At 56.8% G+C, this 16,224-nt stretch carries 12 protein-coding genes and 1 riboswitch; of the genes, 6 read left to right on the top strand and 6 right to left on the bottom strand.

Annotation, left to right across the window (positions count from 1 at the left end):
• Positions 1-61 precede the first annotated feature (61 nt).
• A complete protein-coding gene (metH, locus tag AP059_RS03980; RefSeq protein WP_059761980.1) occupies positions 62-3,772 on the bottom strand; it encodes a methionine synthase in 3,711 nt (1,236 codons plus the stop codon).
• A gap of 152 nt (positions 3,773-3,924) precedes the next feature.
• On the opposite strand from metH, the gene AP059_RS03975 reads away from it, so the two are divergent.
• Positions 3,925-6,222 (top strand): fatty acid cis/trans isomerase, encoded by a 2,298-nt coding sequence (locus tag AP059_RS03975; protein WP_059761979.1) that lies wholly within the window; start codon positions 3,925-3,927, stop codon positions 6,220-6,222.
• A gap of 110 nt (positions 6,223-6,332) precedes the next feature.
• On the top strand, positions 6,333-6,917 hold the full coding sequence (nfuA, locus tag AP059_RS03970) for a Fe-S biogenesis protein NfuA (RefSeq protein ID WP_048365821.1): 585 nt from the start codon (positions 6,333-6,335) through the stop codon (positions 6,915-6,917).
• A gap of 79 nt (positions 6,918-6,996) precedes the next feature.
• Here nfuA and cobM read toward each other — a convergent pair whose 3' ends face one another.
• The 5 genes from cobM to AP059_RS03945 all read right to left on the bottom strand — a co-directional run bounded on the left by cobM (position 6,997) and on the right by AP059_RS03945 (position 9,839).
• On the bottom strand, positions 6,997-7,743 hold the full coding sequence (cobM, locus tag AP059_RS03965; protein WP_059761978.1) for a precorrin-4 C(11)-methyltransferase: 747 nt from the start codon (positions 7,741-7,743) through the stop codon (positions 6,997-6,999).
• A gap of 76 nt (positions 7,744-7,819) precedes the next feature.
• A complete protein-coding gene (locus tag AP059_RS03960) occupies positions 7,820-8,233 on the bottom strand; it encodes a cobalamin biosynthesis protein (protein ID WP_059761977.1) in 414 nt (137 codons plus the stop codon).
• Positions 8,230-8,931: a CbtA family protein gene (locus tag AP059_RS03955; RefSeq protein WP_059761976.1), complete on the bottom strand. Its 702-nt coding sequence runs from the start codon at positions 8,929-8,931 to the stop codon at positions 8,230-8,232. The genes AP059_RS03960 and AP059_RS03955 overlap by 4 nt, the downstream gene beginning before the upstream one ends.
• An 11-nt stretch (positions 8,932-8,942) precedes the next feature.
• Positions 8,943-9,131: a CbtB domain-containing protein gene (locus tag AP059_RS03950; RefSeq protein WP_059761975.1), complete on the bottom strand. Its 189-nt coding sequence runs from the start codon at positions 9,129-9,131 to the stop codon at positions 8,943-8,945.
• Between the two features lie 96 nt (positions 9,132-9,227).
• Positions 9,228-9,443: riboswitch (cobalamin riboswitch) on the bottom strand.
• A 30-nt stretch (positions 9,444-9,473) separates the two neighbouring features.
• Entirely contained in the window at positions 9,474-9,839 is a 366-nt protein-coding gene (locus tag AP059_RS03945; RefSeq protein WP_059761974.1) for a response regulator, read from the bottom strand.
• A gap of 255 nt (positions 9,840-10,094) precedes the next feature.
• Between AP059_RS03945 and AP059_RS03940 the strand changes: the two genes are divergently transcribed.
• From AP059_RS03940 to AP059_RS03925, 4 genes are read left to right on the top strand one after another with little or no spacing between them, the layout of a single operon-like run.
• Positions 10,095-13,589, top strand: a complete 3,495-nt coding sequence (locus AP059_RS03940; protein ID WP_059761973.1) for a response regulator — start codon at positions 10,095-10,097, stop codon at positions 13,587-13,589.
• Positions 13,590-14,405 (top strand): CheR family methyltransferase, encoded by an 816-nt coding sequence (locus AP059_RS03935; protein ID WP_059761972.1) that lies wholly within the window; start codon positions 13,590-13,592, stop codon positions 14,403-14,405.
• Positions 14,402-15,016, top strand: coding sequence for a chemotaxis protein CheB (locus AP059_RS03930; protein ID WP_059761971.1), 615 nt, complete (start codon positions 14,402-14,404; stop codon positions 15,014-15,016). Before AP059_RS03935 ends, AP059_RS03930 begins: the two co-directional genes overlap by 4 nt.
• A complete protein-coding gene (locus AP059_RS03925) occupies positions 15,007-16,203 on the top strand; it encodes a hybrid sensor histidine kinase/response regulator (protein WP_059761970.1) in 1,197 nt (398 codons plus the stop codon). Before AP059_RS03930 ends, AP059_RS03925 begins: the two co-directional genes overlap by 10 nt.
• The last annotated feature ends 21 nt before the right edge of the window (positions 16,204-16,224 follow it).

Below are 16,224 nucleotides of genomic sequence, written 5' to 3'. Positions count from 1 at the left end.
GTGCGCGCTGTCACCTGTTGAGCGGTAGCAGCGCGCGCACAATGTAGCGGTTGCTACACAATCAGTTGTCATAGCCCAAGTTAGGCGCCAACCAGCGTTCAGTCACGCTGAGGTCTTGGCCTTTACGGGCGGTGTAGCTATCGACCTGATCCTTGTCGATTTTACCCACCGCAAAGTACTGCGCTTGCGGGTGAGCAAAGTACCAGCCGCTGACCGCGGCGGCCGGGAACATCGCGTAGTGCTCGGTGAGAAATACCCCGCTTTGGCCTGCACGCATTTCCTCGGCTTCAGGGTCCAGCAGCGTGAACAGCGTGGCTTTTTCGGTGTGATCCGGGCACGCCGGGTAACCGGGAGCAGGGCGGATGCCGCTGTATTGCTCCTTGATCAATTGGTCATTGGCCAGTTGCTCGTCTTTGGCGTAACCCCAGTAGTTCGTTCGAACTTGTTGGTGCAGCCATTCAGCACACGCCTCGGCCAGACGGTCGGCCAAGGCCTTGACCATGATCGAGTTGTAGTCGTCGCCTGCGTCCTGATAGGCCTTGGCCACTTCTTCGGCACCGATACCGGCGGTGGTGATGAAGCCGCCTACATAGTCGGTCACGCCGCTGTCTTTTGGTGCGACAAAGTCAGCCAGCGAGAAGTTGGGCTTGCCATCGGTCTTGATGATTTGCTGGCGCAAGTGATGAAGCGTGGCTATCGGTTGCCCGTCGTCACCGTACAACTCCAGGTCGTCATCGTTGACTTGATTGGCTGGCCAGAAACCAAACACGGCGCGGGCGCTGATGAGTTTCTCGTCGATCAGTTTTTTAAGCATTTCCTGCGCATCGGCATACAGCGCGGTAGCCGCTTCGCCGACTACTTCGTCGGTGAGGATGCGCGGGAACTTGCCTGCCAGGTCCCAGGAGATAAAGAACGGTGTCCAGTCGATGTATTCGGCAAGTACCTTGAGGTCGATGTTGTCCAGCACCTTGGCGCCGGTGAACGTCGGTTTTACTGGTTGGTAGCTGGCCCAGTCGAACTGAGGTTTTTTGGCAATCGAGGCGGCATAGCTCAGGCGCTCGGTACGGGCGCTGCGGTTAGCGGTACGCTCGCGCACCTCGACGTATTCTTCGCGGGTTTTAGTCACGAAGGCAGGTTTGAGTTCTTTGGACAGCAATTGTGTGGCCACACCCACGGCGCGTGAAGCGTCAGTGACGTAGATCACGGCATCGTTCTGATACTTGGGTTCGATTTTGACCGCAGTGTGCGCCTTGGAAGTGGTCGCACCACCGATCATCAGGGGCAAATGGAAGTTTTGGCGCTGCATTTCACGTGCAACGTGAACCATTTCGTCCAGTGACGGGGTAATCAGGCCCGAGAGGCCGATGATGTCGCATTTCTGCTCTTTGGCCACTTGCAGGATTTTTTCTGCGGGCACCATCACGCCCAGATCAACGATGTCATAGCCGTTACAACCCAGTACCACACCGACGATGTTCTTGCCGATGTCGTGCACGTCGCCCTTCACCGTGGCCATCAGAATCTTGCCTTTGGCCTCTGGCTTATCGCCTTTTTCCAGTTCGATGAACGGGATCAAGTGCGCCACGGCCTGTTTCATTACGCGCGCGGACTTCACCACTTGTGGCAAGAACATTTTGCCCGCGCCAAACAGGTCGCCGACGATGTTCATGCCCGACATCAGCGGGCCTTCAATCACCTCGATAGGGCGTTTGAACGACAGGCGTGACTCTTCGGTGTCCTCCACGATGTGCGTGGTAATGCCTTTGACCAGCGCATGCTCAAGGCGTTTGTTGACCTCCCAGCTGCGCCACTCTTCGGTTTCTGCTTCTTTGACGCTGCCATCGCCCTTGTACTTGTCAGCAATCGCCAGCAGGTTGTCGGTGGCGTCCGGCGTGCGGTTGAGCACCACGTCTTCGACGGCATCGCGCAGCTCGGTCGGGATCTGGTCGTAGATTTCCAGTTGCCCGGCGTTGACGATGCCCATGGTCAGTCCGTTACGGATCGCGTACAGCAAGAACACCGAGTGAATGGCTTCACGTACCGGGTTGTTGCCACGGAACGAGAACGACACGTTGGACACGCCGCCCGACGTCAAGGCATACGGCAGCTCCTCGCGGATATAGGCGCAGGCGTTGATGAAGTCCACGGCGTAGTTGTTGTGCTCTTCAATGCCGGTGGCGACGGCAAAGATGTTCGGGTCGAAGATGATGTCTTGCGGCGGGAAGCCGACTTCGTTGACCAGAATGTCGTAGGAGCGTTTGCAGATTTCTTTTTTGCGCGCTTCAGTGTCCGCCTGGCCGGCTTCATCGAACGCCATTACCACCACGGCCGCGCCATAGCGCTTACACAGTTTGGCGTGATGGATGAACTGCTCGACGCCTTCTTTCATGCTGATCGAGTTGACGATGCCCTTGCCCTGAATGCACTTGAGACCGGCCTCGATCACCTCCCACTTTGAGGAGTCGATCATGATCGGTACGCGCGAGATGTCCGGTTCGCCAGCGATCAGGTTGAGGAAGGTGACCATCGCCTTTTTGGAGTCGAGCATGCCCTCGTCCATGTTGATGTCGATGATCTGCGCACCGGCCTCAACTTGTTGCAGCGCCACTTCCAGGGCTTCGGTGTAGTTGTCTTCCCGGATCAGGCGGGCGAAGCGTGCCGAACCGGTGATGTTGGTGCGTTCGCCGACGTTCACGAACAATGAGCTGCGATCAATGGTGAACGGTTCAAGGCCCGAGAGGCGACAGGCTTTGGGGATGTCCGGAATCTGACGCGGTGCGTAGCCAGCCACTGCGTTGGCGATGGCCTGGATATGCCCCGGCGTGGTGCCGCAGCAACCGCCGACAATGTTCAGGAAGCCGCTTTGGGCAAACTCTTCAATCACCTTGGCGGTTTCGGACGGCAGTTCGTCGTACTCGCCAAACTCATTGGGCAGGCCCGCGTTCGGGTGAGCCGAAACATAGGTGTCGGCTTTGTTCGACAGCTCTTCCAGGTAAGGGCGTAGCTCGCTGGCGCCCAAGGCGCAGTTCAAGCCAACCGAAATCGGTTTGGCATGGCTGACCGAGTTCCAGAACGCTTCGGTGGTCTGGCCGGAAAGGGTGCGCCCCGAGGCGTCAGTGATGGTGCCGGAAATCATGATCGGCAACTCGACACCCAATTCTTCGAACACGCCTTGTACGGCGAAGATTGCAGCTTTGGCGTTGAGGGTGTCGAAAATGGTTTCGATCAGGATCAGGTCGGCGCCGCCCTCGATCAGTCCTTGGGTGGCCTCTGTGTAGTTCTCGACCAGTTCATCGAAGGTCACGTTGCGATAGCCAGGGTTGTTGACGTCTGGCGACAGCGAGCAGGTACGGCTGGTCGGGCCGAGTACCCCGGCGACAAAACGTGGCTTGTCCGGGGTTTCGAGGGTCTTGGCGTCAGCTACCTTGCGCGCCAGCCTTGCGCCTTCTACGTTTAGCTCGTAGGCGAGCGCCTGCATGCCGTAGTCGGCCTGAGACACTTGGGTGGCGTTGAAGGTGTTGGTTTCGAGGATGTCGGCACCGGCATCCAGATACGCTTTCTCAATGGAGCCAATGACGTCCGGGCGGGTAATGACCAAAAGGTCATTGTTGCCCTTGATGTCGCTCGGCCAGTCGGCAAAACGTGTGCCACGATAGTCGTGTTCCTCTAGACGGTAGCTTTGGATCATAGTGCCCATGCCGCCATCGAGAATCAGAATGCGCTCTTTGAGGGCTTGCTGAAGTGCTTGGAGACGAGCGCTGCGGTCAGACATAGGACTACCTGTTAGAGCCATGCAAAAGATGGCAAATCATAACAAACCTGCGTGGGATTTGATCGTTCGCTAATTTACATGAATTTCATTCATGTTGATGTGGGCCTTCGACGGGTAGAATCGCGACATTTTTAATATCAGGACAATGGCACATGTTTTTTCGCCTACTCACCGGCGCCGTGACGCTGGTGGTGTGCAGTACAGCGTTGGGCCAAACCCCGCTGGTAAGTCCGGCTATCTCGTATACCCGGGATATCCAGCCGATCCTCACTGAAAAATGCGTGGCTTGCCACGCGTGTAACGATGCGGCGTGCCAGCTCAATCTCGGGAGCGCGGAGGGCGCCACCCGCGGTGCGAGCAAAGTGCCGGTCTATCAGGGTGATCGCACCTCGGCCGTACCACCGACGCGTATTTTTTACGATGCCAGCGGCCCGCAGGAGTGGCGTAACAAGGGTTTTTACTCCGTGCTCGACGCACAGGGCGCGCAGGCCGCATTGATGGCGCGCATGCTCGAATTGGGTCACCGCACGCCGCTGACGCCCAATGCCAAGCTGCCTGAAGAAATCGTGCTGGGGCTTAACCGTGAAAACAGTTGCCCGGCGCCGGGCGAATTCAATGACTACGCACAAAAGCATCCCAAGGAAGGCATGCCGCTGGCCGTAACCGGCTTGACCGATCAGCAGTACATGACGGTCCAGACGTGGTTGGCTCAGGGCGCACCGGTCGATCAGAACGCCATCAAGCCGACAGCCATCGAAGCCACGCAAATAGGGGAGTGGGAAGAGTTACTTAATCGCCCCGGATCAACTGAAGCGCTGGTAGCCCGCTGGCTATACGAGCATTTGTTCCTCGCGCATGCCTATTTCGACAATGGCCTGCCCGGGCATTATTTCCAGTGGGTACGCTCGCGCACGCCCAGTGGGCAGCCCATTGATCTGATCGCCACCCGTCGCCCGAATGACGACCCGGGCACCACCTTTTATTACCGGTTGATGCCGGTACAAGGCGTGATCGTTCACAAAACCCACATTACTTATCCAATGGGGGCGAGCAAGCTGGCACGGGTCAAACAGCTGTTTTACAGCGGTGACTGGCATGCGGCCAAACTGCCGGGTTACGGCCCGCGTGGTCGCGCCAACCCGTTTGAGACCTTTGAAGCGATCCCGGCGGTGGCCCGTTATCAGTTCATGCTCGACAACGCGGAGTATTTCGTTCGCACCTTCATTCGCGGGCCGGTGTGCCGCGGGCAAATTGCCACCGACGTGATTCGCGATAATTTCTGGACCGTGTTCCAGGAACCTGCCCGTGACCGTTATGTGACGGATGCAGCTTATCGCGGCAAGGCCACGCCATTGCTGGCCATGCCGGGGCAAATCGATGACGTTGGCAGTGTCATTTCGTTGTGGCACAACTACCGCGACAAGCGTAACGAGTATGAAGAACTGCGCCAGAGCGCTTATGCCGAAATGCCACCACCCAGTTGGTCGACCCTGTGGGCGGGTAACGATAACGCGCTGCTGACGATCTTCCGCCACTTTGACAGTGCCAGCGTCAGCAAAGGGTTGATCGGTGAAGTGCCGCAAACTATGTGGTTGTTCGACTATCCGCTGCTTGAACGGACTTACTATCAGCTGGCGGTCAACTTTGATGTGTTCGGCAATGTCTCGCATCAGGCGCAGACACGTTTGTACTTTGACCTGATTCGCAATGGTGCAGAGGTGAACTTTCTGCGGCTGATGCCCGCCGATGCGCGCGCTGACATCCTCGGCGACTGGTATCAGAACAGTGGCAAGCTGAAGATGTGGATGGATTATCAAAAGATCGACACTGACACCCCGACCGGGATCAAGCTTAATCCGGTGGACCCCAAACGCGACTTTGCACTCAAGCTGATTGAGCGTACCGGTACCCTGAATGCGCGGCCTGACCCGATCAACCGGTGCACCGGTGCGTATTGTTCTCGTACGGGTATTGCCCAGGCGTTCCAGTATGCCGAGCAATCGTTGAGCCGTCTGGTGTCGCGCCCAGCTGCCGGTTTGGCAGTGATCAATCAATTGCCTGAAGCCACCATGCTGCGTATCGAAGCCGCTGACGGCAAACGTGAGATGTACAGCATGTTGCGCAACCGGGCGCACACCAACGTGGCGTTTATGTTGGGTGAGGAATACCGTTTGCAGCCAGGGCTGGACACCTTGACGATCTATCCGGGGGTACTGAGCAGTTACCCTAACTTCATGTTCAATATCCCGGCGGGGGAAGTAGAGGCATTCGTCGAGGCGATGGAGAAGAGCCAGGATCAGGCGAGTTTTGACGCGATTGTGCAGCGCTGGGGCATTCGCCGTAGCCATCCACAGTTCTGGCAGTATTTTCACGATATCGGCGAGTACATCAACGAAACCGATCCGGTGGAGGCGGGCGTGCTGGACATGAACCGCTACGAGAACCTGTAAGGGTCATTTGTATTACCCACATGGGGTGCGGCTTTCCTGACAAAAATACTAGGACTTTGTCAGGCGCGCCGATTGGCGTAAACTGCGCCCCATGTCTGCGAGGAGATTCCATGAGCGCCATAACGATTACCGACGCCGCCCACGATTACCTGGCTGATCTGCTGTCCAAGCAGAACACCCCGGGCATCGGCATCCGCGTCTTCATTACGCAACCCGGCACCCAGTACGCTGAAACCTGCATTGCGTACTGCAAGCCTAACGAAGTAAAGCCTGAAGATACCGCGCTGGGCCTGAAGACGTTCACTGCCTGGATCGATTCGGTCAGCGAGCCGTTTCTTGACGATGCCGTGGTGGACTACGCGACCGACCGCATGGGGGGTCAACTGACCATCAAAGCGCCCAACGCCAAAGTGCCGATGGTCAATGCCGACAGCCCGATCAACGAGCGCATCAACTACTACCTGCAAACCGAGATCAATCCCGGTTTGGCCAGTCATGGTGGTCAGGTCAGCCTGATTGAAGTGGTTGAAGACGGCATCGCCGTACTCAAGTTCGGTGGTGGTTGCCAGGGTTGCGGTCAGGCGGACGTGACCTTGCGCGAAGGCATCGAGCGCACGTTGCTGGAGCGTATTCCTGAATTGAAAGGCGTACGTGACGTGACCGACCACTCGCAGAAAGAAAACGCCTACTACTGAGTCATCAGTCACAGGGTGTTCGCTGCGAGCTGCATAAAAAAACGGTGCCCCGTGAGCACCGTTTTTTTACGCCTGTTTTTCAAGGCCGATACAGGTGCGCATGCCCCGCGCGGTACAGCGAAGAATCGCTGAAGCTGTCGTTGGCCAGTACCCGGCCAACCAGGATCAACGCCGTGCGTTTGAAACCTTTTGCCTGCACCTTGTGCGCAATGTCCGCCAGGGTTCCGCTCACCGAGTCCTGGTCCGGCCAACTGGCCCGATGGATCACGGCAATCGGGCAGTCAGGGCCATAGTGCGGGGTCAACTCGGCAATGATCTTTTCCAGGTGTTTGACGCCCAGGTGAATCGCCATGGTTGCCTTGTGCTGCGCCAGGCTTGCGAGTTCTTCGCCAGCAGGCATGACGGTTTTGTCAGCGTAGCGGGTCAGAATCACCGTTTGCGAGATGTCCGGCAGGGTCAGTTCTGTCTCCAGCAGTGCCGCGCAGGCCGCTGTTGCGGTGACACCGGGGATGATTTCAAAGGCAATATTCAGTGCCCGCAGGCAGCGAATCTGTTCGCCGATGGCCCCGTAGAGGCTGGGGTCGCCGGAGTGCACGCGGGCAACATCCTGGCCTTTGTCGTCGGCGGCTTTGATCACTTCAATAATTTGTTCAAGGTGCAACTCGGCGCTGTTAATCACCTGATGTGCCTGATGCCCTTCCAATACGGCAGCGGGCACGAGAGAACCGGCATAAATGATCACCGGGCAGTGGCGAATCAGGCGCTGACCTTTGACCGTAATCAGCTCTGGATCGCCGGGGCCGGCACCGATGAAGTAAACAGTCATGGCAGTCTCTTGAAAAGGGCGAAATAGAGCGGCTCTTGAGCAGCGCTCATAGTGAGGCGGGGGATTATCGCGTTTTTTACCCGCAGCAAGCCACTGCAAACGTTGCCCCGGCCGATGTTTGGCGAGTGATCAGCAAGCGGGCAGGCTGGCCTGTGAGGTGTTCAGCCAGGGCCAGCGCGGCGCTTTCAGCTACGCCGTAACACCCCGTGTGCGCCAACGACAGGTTCGAACGGTGGCTCAGTTGCGCGGCATGCACACTCAGTTGTTGCGCGCTGAACACCCTGAACGGTAATTGCAACTGTTGAGCCAGTTGAAGCAGTCCGGGTTCGTGCTGTTTCAGTTCGATACTGGCCAAGGCCCGGATCGTGTTCAACGCGATCCCGGCCTGTTTCAGCGAACGTTCGAGGAGCGCCTGAATTTCTTCAACCTGACAGCCGCGCCGACAGCCCAGGCCAACCACCAGGGTTGGCACTGTGCGGGTTTGGGTCATGCGCCGTACTGGCTTTCAGGTTTGCGCCGGAATAACCAGGCGCTGATAACGCCCAACGCCAGCCAGAATGCGAAGTTGGTCAATTGCGACGCAATTTTGAACTGTGACTCCAGGGCTTCGGGTGCCAGGCTCGAATGCACCAGGGGTTGAGGGGCGCCCATGATGTGCGGAATGACCACAATCACGATGCCTAACACCTTCAGCGCCCAATGTTTGCCAAACACTACCAGCGCAATGGCCACGGCCGTTGAGGCGGCGGTGCCGACCCACCAGATCTGGCGTTGCAGCAAATCAGCCGCAGCGGTGCCTGGCAGTTCAGGTGGCAGACCCAGGGTGGGCGCCAGGCAGAACGTGGCGTAACCGGCCACGCCCCACAACAAGCCTTGTGATGTGCGGGTAGGGCTGCGCAAGGTGTACAAGCCTGCAAGCATCAACGCAAAACCGACCGCGACCACGAGGTTGCCGCCGGTGGTCGACAGTACGCGCTGCCAGCCGTCTTCCGGCTCCCAAGCCTCGGCGTCATGGCTGTGAGCGGGCATGGCGCTGTCAGCGTGATCATGGGTTTGAGTGGGCGCAGGCTTTTCAAAGGTTTCGGCTTCAAGAATCAGCGGTGCGACCCAAAAGCTTTGCAGCAATGTGAGCACAAGTGCGGCCAGCAGGCCCGTAAAGCCTGCGGTTTGAGCAATACGCTTAATCATGGCAGGGCTTCTCAATGGCACGGAAAGGCAGAGCTGTGACGGGTGTCATGCGCGGCATTGTGCACCGCATCGATGTGCGAAAAGCCTGCGAAATACACCAGAAAGGCGCCCAGCACTGCCGCGCTGACAGCAGCGACGATGCGTTGGCTTTGAGTGGACGTGGTGGCAGCGGATTGGGTACGGCTGGTGCTGATGGACATGGCGCTTCCCTCTGGTCAGACAGCGGGCGATAGAGCGCAACAAAACCCCGCGAACGACGTGCGCAGGGTTCAACAGCGCCCGCCCACCGCGGGTTTGTTATTCGATGTGTTCAGGCCGGTCTCCGGGCTTGCGAGGGGTTCAAGGGGCTTGAACCGTTAAACATCACCTTCCCATGCCAGCGGCACAGTGGTTTTGATGTGTCTCTCGCTTACCGTTGCGGGGGCAGCACCGGACTGATCAGGTCGATAAACACCTGACGCACCGGTTTCCCGTTTCACCCTGTGAAGGGCACCTGATACAAGATGTGTAGGAGAGCACGAGCGCGGGGGAGCCGTCAATTATCAGCAGGCGGACAGAATGCTTTTAACCGTGTCGCGCAATTGGTCGATGGAGAAGGGTTTGGCGATGACGGACATGTCGCTTGGCTTTTGCAGGCTTTCGGCATACCCGCTGGCAAACAAGATGGGCAATGCCGGGCGCAGTTCGCGAGCTTGATTGGCCAGTTCAATGCCGCCCATGTTGGGCAACCCGACATCTGTCATCAGCAAATCAATGGTTTGTTGAGCATCTTCGATAAAGAGCAGTGCCTGTTCAGCGCCGTCAGCCTCCAGCACGCTGAACTCAAGTTCTTCCAGTACATCCACGATCAGCATGCGAACAATGTCATCGTCTTCGACGACGAGGATGGTGGAGGGTGTTGCGGACATAATGGGTATCCCGAAAAAATGTGAGCGCGGGTGGGTAAACAGGTGTGGCATGCAGTATCAGTAAGCTGACACCCCGGACAAGTTCCCGCTCTTGTACTAAGAAAATGCCTATACAAGGCCTGCAAGAATAGCTGCTAGCCACGATAGAAGGCAGCGCTTTGCACGAATTTGTACCGTTTATTGTAAGAAAATAGATTATTTACTCGATATTCCGGCAAACTTGCTGTTTTTTATGACTGTTCACGGGCCAGAAAAATGAATGCACCTGCATCGGTTGATGAGCGAAGTTTTCGCAAGCTCCTGAGTCGCAACGTTGGTTTGCCCTTGGGCGTGGGCGTGCTCAGCGCCGTTTTGTTTGTGGTGATGATCAGCTTTTTGCTGTCAGTCATTCAGTGGCTCCAGCATTCGGACCGGGTGATCAGCAACGCCAATGAAGCGATGAAGCTGACGGTTGACCTGGAAACCGGCATGCGCGGTTACCTGATCACCGGTGATGAGCATTTTCTGGACCCGTATGAAGTGGCCAGGCCGCAGATCATTGCGCAGCTGCACGGTTTGCAAGAGTTGGTCAGCGATAACGCGCAGCAAGTCGATCGGCTCAAGCGCCTTGAGGCGTTGCAGAATGACTGGAGCAACTACGCAAAATCCATGATCGACTTGCGTCGCAACAATGGTGATTACCGCGGTGCGGTCCAGGCTGGGCGCGGCAAGCGCCTCACTGATCAGATCCGCAAGGAATTCGACGCCTTTATTGCGATGGAGCAGCAACTGCGCGTGGCGCGTAACGACGATGTGACCCGCACCACCTTCCTGGTCATCGGCCTGTATTTGGTCTTTGTCCTGGGCGTAAGTGGCTTTTTGGCCTATATCGGTCGTCGTGACTTGGTCAATCTTTCAAAGAGTTACAGCTATACCCTCGACGCCCAGCTCAAGAGCGCCCAGCGCCTGGAGCAACAGGCGTGGCTGCGCAACGGGCAGACCGAGCTAGCAGAGCAGGTGCTAGGGCGCCTTACGCTGAACATGCTGGGGCGCAATATCTTGCAGTTCTGTGCCCAATACCTGGGTTCTGTGGTCGCTGCTGTGTATGTGCGCGAAGACCATGGCGGTCTTAAGCGCGTGGCCAGCTACGGGTTTTCCCGCGAGCAAGAAATGCAAGACCAAGTGATTCATAACGATGAAGGCATCATTGGCCAGGCCGCCCAACAAGATAAGTTGATTCGCCTGGACGACGTGCCGGCGGATTACTTCAAAGTCAGCTCTGGGTTAGGCGAAGGCAGCCCTCGCAGTGTGCTAGTGATACCGACCAGTGATGATGACCGGGTCAATGGCGTGATCGAGTTGGGCTTTCTGCGCCCTTTGACGGAGCGTGATACCGAGCTGTTCGAGCTGATTGCCGACAACATCGGCACCTCGATTGAAGCCGCACGTTATCGTCAGCGCCTACAAGAAGTGCTGGCCGAAACCCAGCAGCTCAACGAAGAGTTGCAGGTGCAGCAAGAAGAGCTCAAAACCGCCAACGAAGAGCTGGAAGAACAATCGCGCATTCTCAAAGAGTCGCAAACCCACCTCGAAACCCAGCAAGCGGAACTCGAACAAACCAACGAGCAGCTGGCCGATCAGGCCCTGGCGCTGGAGTCGCAGCGTGATGCGATGGACCACAAAAACACCGAGCTGAATCAGGCTCAGGTGCAGCTCGAAGAGCGTGCAGAAGAATTGCAGCGCTCCAGCAAATACAAGTCAGAGTTCCTGGCCAACATGTCGCATGAACTGCGCACACCGCTGAACAGTTCGTTGATCCTGGCCAAACTGCTGTCCGAAAACCCGCAACAGAACCTGAGTGCCGAGCAGGTCAAATTTGCCGAGTCGATTTACTCGGCGGGTAACGACTTGCTGAACCTGATCAACGACATTCTGGATATCTCCAAGGTAGAAGCCGGCAAGCTTGAAGTGCGCCCCGAGAATGCAACGGTTGCCAGGCTCATTGAAGGCTTGCGCGGCATGTTCCAGCCAATGGCCGCAGACAAGGCACTGGATTTCCACGTTGAAGTGCAGCCTGGCACGCCGCCGATGATCTTCACGGACCGTCAGCGCCTGGAGCAGATCCTGAAAAATCTGCTGTCCAACGCCGTTAAATTCACTGAAAAAGGCCAGGTCAGCCTGACCGTTTCACGTCAACCGGGGGAGGGCATTGCCTTCACCGTGCGCGACTCGGGCATCGGTATTGCACCTGACCAGCAGGAGAGCATCTTCGAAGCCTTCCGTCAGGCAGACGGCACCACCAACCGGCGCTACGGCGGTACAGGTTTGGGGCTGTCGATTTCGCGTGATCTGGCAACATTGCTCGGCGGCTCGATCAGCATCACCAGTGAACCGGGCCAGGGCAGCATTTTCACTTTGATTTTGCCCCAGCAGTTTATCGAGCACGATGAGCCTTATGCGCAACCCGCGCCCGAGCTGCCCGCCCGAGCTACGCAGATGACGGCCAAAGCCGCACCGGTCGTTGCAGCGATGGCGCCGGTCGAGATACCCCGCTTCATGGACGACCGTGAAAAAGCACCGTTCACGACGCGTTGTATTTTGGTGATTGAAGACGAACCTAACTTTGCGCGCATCCTCTTCGATCTGGCGCATGAGTTGGGGTATCAGTGCCTCGTCGCCCATGGTGCGGATGAAGGCTTCAGCCTGGCGGCCGAGTTTATTCCGGATGCGATTTTGCTCGATATGCGCCTGCCGGATCATTCCGGATTGACCGTATTGCAGCGTCTTAAAGAGCTGGCTCCGACCCGGCACATCCCCGTGCATGTGATTTCGGTCGAGGACCGGGTTGAAGCCGCCATGCACATGGGCGCGGTGGGTTATGCGGTCAAGCCGACCACTCGCGAGGAACTCAAAGATGTGTTTGCCCGCCTTGAAGCGAAGCTGACACAAAAGGTCAAGCGGGTGTTGCTGGTTGAAGACGATGACCTGCAGCGCGACAGTATTGCGCGCCTGATCGGTGATGACGACATTGAAATTACGGCCGTGGGCTTCGCGCAGGAGGCTCTGGACCTGCTGCGCGAAAATATCTACGACTGCATGATCATCGACCTCAAACTGCCGGACATGCTGGGCAACGACTTGCTCAAGCGCATGTCCACCGAAGACATTTGCTCATTCCCGCCGGTCATCGTGTACACCGGGCGTAACCTGACGCGGGATGAGGAGGCGGAACTGCGCAAGTATTCGCGCTCTATCATCATTAAGGGCGCGCGCTCCCCTGAACGCTTGCTCGATGAAGTGACTTTATTTCTGCACAAAGTTGAATCTCAGTTGTCCCATGAACGGCAAACGATGCTCAAAACGGCACGCAGTCGCGACAAAGTGTTTGAGGGCCGCAAGATTTTGCTGGTGGACGACGATGTTCGAAATATCTTCGCGCTGACCAGCGCGCTGGAGCAAAAGGGCGCGATTGTGGTCATTGGCCGCAATGGTCTTGAAGCCATCGAACGCTTGAATGAAGTCGACGACATCGACCTGGTGCTGATGGACGTGATGATGCCCGAGATGGACGGCTACGAAGCCACGGTTGAGATTCGCAAGAACCCGCGCTGGCGCAAGCTGCCGATCATCGCGGTCACGGCCAAGGCCATGAAGGACGATCAGGAGCGTTGCCTGCAAGCCGGGTCCAATGATTACCTGGCCAAACCCATCGATCTGGATCGCCTGTTCTCTCTGATTCGTGTGTGGCTACCCAAAATGGAACGTATATAAGTGACGCGAAACACCGATATCGAAATACGGCTGCTGATTGAAGCGATCTATCTCAAGTACAGCTATGACTTTCGTGATTACTCTGGCGCATCGATCAAGCGCCGGGTGCATCACGCCATGCGTCAATTTGATTGCAGTACCATTTCGGCTTTGCAGGAGCGGGTGCTACACGACCCCACGGCATTCATGCAGTTATTGCAGTACTTGACCATTCCGGTCAGCGAGATGTTTCGCGACCCGGAACACTTCCTGGCCATTCGCCAGGAAGTGGTGCCGATCCTCAGAACCTACCCGTCACTGAAAATATGGATTGCAGGGTGCAGCACCGGTGAGGAGGTGTATTCGATGGCCATCTTGCTGCGTGAAGAAGGTTTGCTGGACCGCACCATCATCTATGCGACGGACATAAACCCGCGGTCGCTGGACAAGGCCAAGCAGGGGATTTTTTCACTGGAAAATATCCGCGCCTACACCCAGAACTACCAAAAGTCCGGCGGTCAGAAGGCGTTTTCTGATTACTACACGGCCGCCTATGACTTCGCCATTTTCGACAAGAGCCTGCGTGAGAATGTGACCTTTGCCGATCACAGCCTGGCGACGGATAGCGTGTTCTCAGAAACACATTTAATTTCGTGCCGTAATGTCCTGATTTACTTCAATAAAAATTTGCAAAATCGCGCCTTTGGTTTGTTTCATGAATCGTTATGTCACCGCGGTTTTTTGATGTTGGGCAGCAAGGAGACGTTGGACTTTTCTGACTACAGCAAGCAGTTCTCGGCGTTGCTCAAGCCTGAACGGATTTATCGCAAGCTATGACCCGCAATGATCAAGAAGTGAAGCGCGACCGCTCGCGGCGTGTCGATGCGGTTGTAGTGGGCGCTTCTGCGGGCGGGGTTGAGGCGTTACTGGCGATTTTCGCCGATCTGAGGCCCGGCTTTGGTTTGCCCATTATCGTGGTGCTGCATCTGCCCGATGAACGCCGCAGCCAGTTGGCGGATGTGTTTGGTCGTCGCTTGCAGGTGCCGGTCAAAGAGGTGGATGACAAAGAGTCCATTGTGCCCGGTACGGTGTATTTCGCTGCCCCCGGGTATCACGTGTCGATTGAGCGTGATCACAGTTTTTCGTTGAGTCGCGAGGAGCGCGTGCACTACTCACGGCCCTCGATTGATTATTTGTTTGAGTCCGCGGCCGATGTGTATCAACACCATCTGGCCGCGATATTACTGACTGGCGCCAATCAGGACGGTGCTCAGGGGCTGGTAACGGTCAAGCTGCAAGGCGGCTTGACCATCATCCAGGACCCTGAAGAAGCCTTGGTTTCGACCATGCCGCAAGCGGCACTGGATCGGATAAAACCAGACTACATCCTCCCTTTGCGCGGCATCGGCCGTCTGCTTGTTGAGCTGGAACGAATCGAATGCTACTGAGTGATATTCAAGCCAAGTTGCTGATCGTGGACGATCTGCCTGAGAACTTATTGGCGCTCGAAGCGCTGATCAAGCGCGAGGATCGCACTGTCTATAAAGCCTTGTCGGCCGACGAGGCCTTGTCGCTGTTGCTGCAACACGAGTTCGCCATTGCCATCCTTGATGTCCAGATGCCGGGCATGAATGGCTTCGAACTGGCTGAGCTGATGCGTGGCACTGACAAAACCAAAAACATCCCGATCGTGTTCGTCAGTGCCGCAGGCCGTGAGATGAACTATGCCTTTAAGGGCTACGAAAGCGGTGCCGTGGACTTCTTGCACAAGCCTTTGGACATTCACGCGGTCAAGAGCAAGGTTAATGTGTTTGTCGATCTGTATCGGCAACGAAAGGCGGTCAGGCAGCAGGTTGAAGCGCTGGAAAAGAGCCGCCGCGAACAGGAAGTGCTGCTGGCGCAATTGCAAGTAACTCAGGGCGAACTTGAGCATGCTGTGCGCATGCGCGACGACTTCATGTCGATTGTGTCCCACGAGGTGCGAACGCCACTCAACGGGCTGATTCTCGAAACCCAATTGCGCAAAATGCATTTGGCGCGCGATAACGCGGCAGCTTTTACCATGGACAAGATGCAGGCCATGGTCGAGCGCGATGAGCGTCAGATCCAGAGCCTGATCCGGCTGATTGAAGACATGCTCGATGTGTCGCGCATTCGCACGGGCAAGTTGTCGATTCGACCCAATGAATTCGATTTGTCGCGGCTGGTGACTACCCTGGTCCATACCTTTGCCTCGCAAATCAGCGCCGCACAATCGAGCATCAATTTGCGTGCCGAGCAGCCGGTGGTGGGGCAGTGGGATGAGTTCAGGATCGAGCAAGTGGTGTCCAACCTGTTGACCAATGCGTTGCGCTATGGGGCCAAAAGCCCGATTGATGTGTCGGTGTACGCTGAAGGCAAACGGGCAGTGGTTGAGGTGCGGGATCAAGGCATTGGCATCAGCGAAGAGAACCAGCAACGAATATTTCTGCAATTCGAGCGTGTTACCGCCAAACATGCGGTCGCCGGGCTGGGTTTGGGCCTGTTTATCTCTGAGCAAATTGTTGCCGCGCATCACGGGGAAATCACCGTGCACAGTGCGTTGGGTGAAGGCGCCTTGTTCCGGGTCAGTTTGCCATTGGAGCAAAACTCTTAAAATTTGCGCAACCTATGGCCG

The sequence above is a fragment of the Pseudomonas sp. TAA207 genome (assembly GCF_001529285.1).
Lineage (GTDB): Bacteria > Pseudomonadota > Gammaproteobacteria > Pseudomonadales > Pseudomonadaceae > Aquipseudomonas > Aquipseudomonas weihenstephanensis.
This window is presented reverse-complemented; position numbering and strand designations above follow the sequence as displayed.

Bases quoted from the DNA above. Each gene is read 5' to 3' on its own strand.
- metH (WP_059761980.1), bottom strand. From the start codon at position 3,772: ATGTCTGACCGCAGCGCTCGTCTCCAAGCACTTCAGCAAGCCCTCAAA.
- AP059_RS03975 (WP_059761979.1), top strand. From the start codon at position 3,925: ATGTTTTTTCGCCTACTCACCGGCGCCGTGACGCTGGTGGTGTGCAGT.
- nfuA (WP_048365821.1), top strand. From the start codon at position 6,333: ATGAGCGCCATAACGATTACCGACGCCGCCCACGATTACCTGGCTGAT.
- cobM (WP_059761978.1), bottom strand. From the start codon at position 7,743: ATGACTGTTTACTTCATCGGTGCCGGCCCCGGCGATCCAGAGCTGATT.
- AP059_RS03960 (WP_059761977.1), bottom strand. From the start codon at position 8,233: ATGACCCAAACCCGCACAGTGCCAACCCTGGTGGTTGGCCTGGGCTGT.
- AP059_RS03955 (WP_059761976.1), bottom strand. From the start codon at position 8,931: ATGATTAAGCGTATTGCTCAAACCGCAGGCTTTACGGGCCTGCTGGCC.
- AP059_RS03950 (WP_059761975.1), bottom strand. From the start codon at position 9,131: ATGTCCATCAGCACCAGCCGTACCCAATCCGCTGCCACCACGTCCACT.
- AP059_RS03945 (WP_059761974.1), bottom strand. From the start codon at position 9,839: ATGTCCGCAACACCCTCCACCATCCTCGTCGTCGAAGACGATGACATT.
- AP059_RS03940 (WP_059761973.1), top strand. From the start codon at position 10,095: ATGAATGCACCTGCATCGGTTGATGAGCGAAGTTTTCGCAAGCTCCTG.
- AP059_RS03930 (WP_059761971.1), top strand. From the start codon at position 14,402: ATGACCCGCAATGATCAAGAAGTGAAGCGCGACCGCTCGCGGCGTGTC.
- AP059_RS03925 (WP_059761970.1), top strand. From the start codon at position 15,007: ATGCTACTGAGTGATATTCAAGCCAAGTTGCTGATCGTGGACGATCTG.